This window comes from Chloroflexus sp. (genome assembly GCF_034435895.1).
In the GTDB taxonomy this organism is placed as follows: Bacteria; Chloroflexota; Chloroflexia; order Chloroflexales; family Chloroflexaceae; genus Chloroflexus.
This window is the reverse complement of the sequence record NZ_DAOTWH010000188.1, coordinates 1-6,825: the sequence shown is the minus strand read 5'-3', so window position 1 is coordinate 6,825 and position 6,825 is coordinate 1. Positions and strand designations below refer to the sequence as shown.

8 protein-coding genes and 1 pseudogene are annotated in these 6,825 nt (G+C 60.7%); 3 read left to right on the top strand and 6 right to left on the bottom strand.

All coding sequences use genetic code 11. The annotated features are described in order from the left end of the window. Nucleotides 1–731, bottom strand: a pseudogene (locus U9R81_RS11190) (helicase); the annotation flags it as partial. 458 nt (nucleotides 732–1,189) lie between these two features. Here U9R81_RS11190 and U9R81_RS11185 point away from each other — a divergent pair. Beyond that, complete coding sequence (locus U9R81_RS11185; RefSeq protein ID WP_322495537.1) at nucleotides 1,190–2,020, top strand: alpha/beta fold hydrolase; 831 nt, start codon at nucleotides 1,190–1,192, stop codon at nucleotides 2,018–2,020. Nucleotides 2,021–2,030: 10 nt separating this feature from the next. Here the strand turns inward: U9R81_RS11185 and U9R81_RS11180 are convergent, their stop codons facing one another. The 5 genes from U9R81_RS11180 to U9R81_RS11160 all read right to left on the bottom strand — a co-directional run bounded on the left by U9R81_RS11180 (nucleotide 2,031) and on the right by U9R81_RS11160 (nucleotide 4,204). After that, nucleotides 2,031–2,363, bottom strand: a complete 333-nt coding sequence (locus U9R81_RS11180) for a multidrug efflux SMR transporter (RefSeq protein WP_322495536.1) — start codon at nucleotides 2,361–2,363, stop codon at nucleotides 2,031–2,033. A gap of 27 nt (nucleotides 2,364–2,390) precedes the next feature. Then, the gene (locus U9R81_RS11175; RefSeq protein ID WP_322495535.1) at nucleotides 2,391–2,600 is read right to left on the bottom strand and encodes a hypothetical protein; all 210 of its coding nucleotides are present in this window, start codon (nucleotides 2,598–2,600) and stop codon (nucleotides 2,391–2,393) included. 36 nt (nucleotides 2,601–2,636) lie between these two features. Continuing rightward, the gene (locus U9R81_RS11170) at nucleotides 2,637–2,807 is read right to left on the bottom strand and encodes a hypothetical protein (RefSeq protein WP_322495534.1); all 171 of its coding nucleotides are present in this window, start codon (nucleotides 2,805–2,807) and stop codon (nucleotides 2,637–2,639) included. Beyond that, entirely contained in the window at nucleotides 2,774–3,226 is a 453-nt protein-coding gene (locus tag U9R81_RS11165) for a hypothetical protein (RefSeq protein ID WP_322495533.1), read from the bottom strand. The genes U9R81_RS11170 and U9R81_RS11165 overlap by 34 nt, the downstream gene beginning before the upstream one ends. Nucleotides 3,227–3,322: 96 nt before the next feature. Then, a complete protein-coding gene (locus tag U9R81_RS11160) occupies nucleotides 3,323–4,204 on the bottom strand; it encodes a LysR family transcriptional regulator (protein ID WP_322495532.1) in 882 nt (293 codons plus the stop codon). A 612-nt stretch (nucleotides 4,205–4,816) separates the two neighbouring features. Here U9R81_RS11160 and U9R81_RS11155 point away from each other — a divergent pair. Both U9R81_RS11155 and U9R81_RS11150 read left to right on the top strand, forming a co-directional pair. Further along, nucleotides 4,817–6,391 (top strand): proton-conducting transporter membrane subunit, encoded by a 1,575-nt coding sequence (locus U9R81_RS11155; protein ID WP_322495531.1) that lies wholly within the window; start codon nucleotides 4,817–4,819, stop codon nucleotides 6,389–6,391. A 71-nt stretch (nucleotides 6,392–6,462) separates the two neighbouring features. Beyond that, a partial coding sequence (locus U9R81_RS11150) for a putative inorganic carbon transporter subunit DabA (RefSeq protein ID WP_322495530.1) occupies nucleotides 6,463–6,825 on the top strand: 363 nt, incomplete at its 3' end.

Below are 6,825 nucleotides of genomic sequence, written 5' to 3'. Positions count from 1 at the left end.
TGGGGCAAATCGTTCGCCGCCGTGATCCGCCATTCGCGCCCGCTGAGCAGATGTAGCGCCGCTTCAGCGCCGCTGACTGGCGCGACGGAGCCGCCGAGCGCGAGGGGGTGTGGCGTGAGCCGGCTGGCGCGGAGCAGGATCATACTGAGGTGGCTGGCGGCGATGCCGTAATAGGTATGGAGATCGGCAACCGCCACCAAACGCAACTGGCGCCAGAAGTAGCGCCATGCGCGGTCGTGAAAGCGGAGCAGCGCGCCGTGCAATTCGGGCAGCGTTGTGACGACCAGCCGGGCCGCCGGCGCAGCGCGGCGCTTCGCGCCATTGGTCGCTGCGATGGCAATTGCCGGCTGGCAAAAGCGCGCGAGCGCCGTCGCTTCACGCTCGTGCAGCAATGCTTGATCGGCGTCGGGTGCAATCAACAGCGCGGTAGCGTTCGCTTCGTTGCGCAGCAGATCAAGCGCCAACAGATGCAAACTAGCCCGGCTGAGCAAGCCGCTACCGGTGATCGCAAACGGCGCGCCGCGCCGGAGGGCGGCCAGTGCGATCGATTGGGCTTGAAAAAACGGGGTGCCGATGGCGCGCACCCATGCCTCATTGAACGCCTGATCGACCGGCAAATGGCTAATGCGCGCGCCGTCGGCGGCGGGAATCCGGCGCAACGCGATGAGTGGCGATGGCGATCGCCCGGATCGTTCAGCCAGCGTTTGCAAGATGTCGATCAGATCGCTCATAACATTGCCGGTATTGTCTCGTTCCTATCACCCGTATAGGATCACCGAGCCTATCTCGCTCGCAAGGCTTTATCAAGCGTTCATCACTTCTAACTCTGCCCTGTACTCGCCTGCTTACCCTCGCGTTAGCTCGGAGGTAGCTGTAAGGTATGATAATGTACTTTACCGGTTCCTTGATGGTCTGTAAACTCCATGTTTGGGTCTTTTGCCAAACATATTATGCATTCCTGTTTCACAGCGGCGCGCGGGGGCTTTTTGTCATTGCTTCGGTCGGGCGGTACCCGGCGCAGCCGGGTGCCACCCGAGCGAAGCAATCCCCCGCTTCAGCGGAACCAACCTGCTCAGGCTCCCCTCCCGCCCTCGAAGGGGATTGCTTCGCCTCACTCCGCTCGGCTCGCAATGACACGGGCGGAGCGTGGTATACTCCTGCCGGTTCCATCGATCATTGAGGTGAGGCAATGCGTTCACGCTGGTTGCGAGTCAACGGATACCAGTTGCACTGGATCGAGGCTGGGCATGGGCCAGCAGTGCTTCTCTTGCACGGGTTTGCCGGCTCGTGCGCCGATTGGGCGCCAACCGTGGCGTGGTTGGCCGAACACGGCTACCGGGCGCTGGCAGTTGATGCGTTGGGCTTTGGCCGCTCTGAGAAGCCGGCAAACGCGCCGTATGGCTTGGTGTTGCAGAGCGATCTCTACGCCGGGCTGCTGGCGGCTCTCGGTATCGAACGAGCTACCTTCGTTGCCCATTCTATGGGTGGCAAATACGCGCTGGCGACGGCTATCCGCCATCCCGATCGGGTGGCGCGGCTGGCGTTAGTCGCGACCGATGGCTTTGTTGATCCATCGCCGCTGACAATTATTGGCGGCTGGCCGGTGATCGGCGAGACGATCCTCTGGCTGTCGGCGCACCCGGCGGTGGTGCGCGCGTTCTTGTCGGCTGCTTTCCACAATCCGGAGCCGCACGTGAACGCCGAACTGATCGAGCGCGGGCGCGAGGCAATTAGCGGCGCGGCCAACCGGCGCGCGTTGACGGCGCTGAGCCGGCGGTATGCGGCGACCGATCTCACCTTAACCGGCTTGCGGGCACGGTTGCATGAGGTTCGCGCGCCTACCCTGCTCATCTGGGGGGCGCAGGATCGGGTCTTTTCCCTGCACAACGCCGAAACTGCCCGCCGTGAAATTCCCGATGCGCAATTAGTCGTGATCCCGCAGTGCGGCCACTTTCCCCATATCGAAGCAGTACGCCCCTTTCGTGGCCTGCTCAGCGGATTTTTGGCCCCAACCGGCTGAAGCGTTGCGCTTAGCGCACTTCCATCTTCGAGAGGAGGTTCAGGATCAGGACACCTACCAAAATAAAGCCGATCCCAATCACGGCCCAGAGGTCAAGCTGTTGGCCGTAGAGCACCCATGCAATGACGGTGATCAACACAATCCCAATCCCCGACCAGATCGCATAGGCGATGCCGACCGGAATCGCTTCCAGCGCCAGCGACATCATATAAAACGAGATGCCATAGCCGGCGACCACAATGATCGATGGCAAGAGGCGAGTAAAGCCTTCGCTCGCTTTCAGTGCCGACGTAGCCATCACTTCAGTCACAATCGCGATCATGAGAAAGAGCCAGTATTTCATACCCCTACTCCGTACTCCAGCAGCGCATCAGAACCCGGCGATAAAACGGACGGCATCTTGCATCCAGTGGAAGGCGATGGCAGCTTCAAGGCCATAGCGGCAGGCCAGCAGCAATGCCGGTACGCCCCATACGAGCGCGAGCGTGCCTCCCATCACAAACCCTATCAGCGGTGCGCTTAGCCAGCGATCATCAACGTGAGCATAAGCGTGGGCCAACGTTGCGAGGAGACCGGTCAACCAGACGGCTTGCGCCGGCGATTGTGCGCTCAGTCGCTACCAGAGCCAGCCCCACAGCGCAAAACGGTAGAGCGTCTCTTCAACAATGGCCGGCTGGAGCGCGTCAATGATTGCGGCAATTGGCGATTGCCACTGGATCGGCTGATGCTGGGTTAATTGTAACCCAACTATATTCACCGCCGCGAACGGCAACCCGATTGGCGCCAAACCAGCCAGATGTTCTGGCTGGTTTGGCGCCAATCGCCGGCAGCGAAGCGGCACGCTACTGGCCCGCCTTGGCGCGTCACCACTAGCCCGCCGAGCAGAGCAATAACGGTGAAGAGGCCGCGCAACAGGCCTTGCGCCACTGCGCCGTCGATCAGGCCGCAGAATGGGTACGGTGCAAAGAGTGTGGTTAGCGGCATTGTCCCGCCCACGAGCAGCCCTGCCCCGATCGCCAGCACCCAATCGCGCCGTTGGCGAGTCTGGACGTTGCGATAGATCACCCATAGCAAAACCGTCACGATCACGGTGTTGAGTAGATCAAATGTGCGCGGGACGGGAAACGTGGTTGCGAGCAGTGCGCGTCCGCCAATGAGCGCGAACAGGGCGGCAAGTAGAATCAACGGTTTGGTGTGATAGCGCATGTGAGGCTCTGAAGAGCAACATACCGGCAACCATTGCGCTCTGCGTGGCGAGCGCGGAACTCAGACTCAGCCTGCGCTCCTCAGTTAGCATATCATCTATTCCGGCGCTGCCGGTTTCGGCAACACGAGACTTAACAACGGGTTGGGGAACCGCCGGACAAGAGTGATCGCGCAAAAGGTCTCGGCGAGGTCGGGTAAATCGGCATACTCGACCAGCATCCCGTTGTCGAGTTCATCTTTGACCACGATTGGCGGTAGCACCGATAAGCCGCTGTGTTCGCGCGCCATCAACCGCAGCATGGCCATGTCGTCAGCTTCGGCCACGATCCATGGTTCAATGCCTAAACGATGCATCAGAGCGTCGAAGCCGGCGCGCACCGTCGATTCAGGCGAAGGCACAACGAGCGGCTCGGTGCGCAACAACACGTCGAGCGGTTTCTGATACCGGTCAGTGCGGGGATGGCCGATCAACCCCACCGGCTGCGTGTCGATCACGTGAATGATCCACGGCGAGGACTGATCGCGGGGAGGGGCCACATCCGACAGCACCACATCGAGATCGTACAGCTTGAGGCTGTTGAGCAGGTCATCGAGCGCGCCAGAGCGAATGATGACCTTGATATCGAGATCGATCAGCAGCGGGCGCAGAAAGTGCACTTGAAAATTGCGCGAAAGGGTTGACAGCGAGCCGACGCGCAACACCTTCTGCTGGGTCTCGGCCAAACGGCCAAAGGTGCCGAGCAGTTCGTCGCCTTTGGCGAAGATCGCATCGGCAAAGTCGAGTGCAATGTGGCCGGCTTCGGTCAGCACCAACCGGCGTCCCACCCGCTCGAACAGCGGTTGGCCCAGATAATCTTCGAGCGCGCTGATCTGCATCGACAGCGCCGATTGGGCGATGTTATGCTTGCGCGCGGCCCGGGTGAGATTGCCTTCGTGGGCCACGATCCAGAAATAACGCAGATGATGATAATTTAACATAATTTTTTAATACACCCACCGTAACGCCGCACGGCCGTGCGGCTCCTGCCCTGCGTTGTTGAAGGACGGACAGAACATGGAACTGTCGATCACTGTGGATACCGTAAAGTCCAGTTCTGCACTCCCCATCACCCTACCCCCAGCGGGGGAGGGGCTGGGGGTAGGGGCAAACCAGCGCATCCCAACGCCATCAACCGCATCTATGCTCATCTGTTCTGTCCGCCCCTGAACCCCAGCGGGAGAGGGGCCGAGGATAGGGGCAAACCAGCGCATCCCAACGCCATCAACCGCATCTATGCTCATCTGTTTTGCCCGCCCTTGAACCCTCGCCAGCGAGAGAGGGGCCGGGGGTGAGGGCAAACCAGCGCATCCCAACGCTATCAACCCCATTTGCGATCACAGGTTCCGTCCGCCCTTGAACCCTGCGGTGGGATGGGTGCCGTGCGCTCCATCCGCCACCAGTATGCCAGATTGCATGCGCTGCTGCAATGACCCCTCATTAAATATTCTATCAAAACGAACGCATTTTGTAAAAACATATATTTTACTGATCGAAATCGGCATGATACTATCCAACCATCGACCATTGATACACAAGGAGGTAACGACGGTATGGATGGGATGTTGGCGCTTCTGGGATATCTTGCGCCGCTATCGTTGGCGGTTGTGGCGCTGTTGGCAGCGCTCAACCTGTTGCGTTCGGTTGAGCTGGTGTTTCAGGTTGGGCGGGCGGTGAGCATTGGCGCGTTTGGTTTGATGCTCACATTGGGGATTGTGGTCTTGACCACCGGCCCGCAGGTCAGCCCGTTGATCGGCATCGGCGAGGTGGGGCTGTCGCTGCGCCTCGATGCGCTCAGTGTGATGATGTCGTGGTTGGTGACGCTGCTGGGCGCGTTGTTGATCCAGTTTAGCCGGAACTATCTCGATGGTGATCCGCGCCAGAAGCTCTTTTTCATCCGTTTGTACCTGACGGTCAGCGCCGTGCTGTTGATGGTGATGGCCGGCAATCTCTGGCAGTTGGTGGCAGCGTGGATTGCGATGAGCCTTGCTCTGCACGAGCTGCTGGTGTTTTACCCCGACCGGCCTCGCGCGATCCGAGCGGCGGTCAAGAAGTTTACCATCGCCCGTGTCGGTGATGTGGCGCTGATCAGCGCAGCGGTGCTGTTGGCGCAAACCTTCGGTACGACCGATTTGGGCCAGCTCGGTGATGCGACCAGCGCAGCGTTGGCGTCTGGCGCGATCCCGGCTGGCGCTGCCACCGCCGCCATCTTGATCGTAATCGCGGCGGCGCTTAAGTCGGCGATGTTCCCCTTCCACGGCTGGTTGCTCGAAGTGATGGAGACACCGACGCCGGTGTCGGCCCTGCTGCACGCTGGTCTGCTTAACGCTGGCATCTTCTTGGTGGTGCGGTTTGGCGAGCTGGTCTTCTTGTCGACGCCGGCGGTGATCTTGCTCATCGTGCTTGGCGGTTTTACTGCCCTCTTCGCATCGTCGTCAATGATTACCCAGAGCAGCGTCAAGGTGTCGCTGGCTTACTCCAGCGCGGCACACATGGGCTTTATGTTGATGCTGTGCGGCTTTGGCGCGCACACGGTGGCGATTATGCACCTGATTGCCCACTCGTGCTACAAGGCCCACGCCTTCCTCGCGTCGGGCAGCATTATCGAGTATGTGCGCAATACCGGCGCGCAGAAGCTGGATAAGGCGCCAAATCCGCTGGCGTTGCTGGCGAATATGGCGGTGGCGGTGGCGATGTTTGTCGCGGTGGCGACTGCGATCGGGATCGATATTACCAAGCGGCCCGGTGAGACGGCGATGATCACCATCTTTATGGCGGCTGTCGCCTATCTGCTGGTCAAGGGGACGACCGGTAAGGCTCCGATGTACGTTATCGTGCGCACGATGGGGATGGCGGCGTTGGTGACACTTGCCTTCTTCGCGCTCGAAGTGGCCGCTGAGGCTTTGCTCGGCGGGGCAGTGGCGGTCTATCCGGCGCTGAGCATGCCGGTGATGGTCGCGATGATCGCAGCGGTGGTCATCTTCGTTGCGGTGATGGCGTTCAGCACCTTCTTGCCGGCGCTGGTCAATCTGCCGGCGTGGCGCGCGTTCTATGTCCATCTCAAGCACGGCTTCTACGCTAATGCGCTGTTTGACCGGGTGCTCGACGCCTTCCGGTTGGCGCGGTGATGGAATGGGGCACGGATCCACACGCATAGACACTGATAAGAGATGCAATACAACGTATGGAGGAAGCGCCAATGACTCTGGTTGAGACCAATATCCAATCACTGCCAGTTATCGCTGCGCCGAGCCGGGAGCTGACCGCTGAAACGGTTATCGCGGCAGCCAAGCGGGCCGAGCGCCAGATTGCGCCGTTGTGGCCGTTGCGCACGTTCGTTGCCGTGAATCCCTACTTAGGTCTGATCGATCACTCGTTTGCGCAGGCGGCGCAGCTGCTAGCGCGGCGGGCCGGCGCCAAGATGACTGCGCCGCGCGCGTTCTACGCCGAGGCCATTCAGAGCGGGCGCATTACCGATGCCGATCTGGCGGCGGCGATTGCGACGGGGGCGCCGTTCCCCGGCTCGCCGGCGACGGTGGCGGCGCTGAAGGCGTTTGCCCTC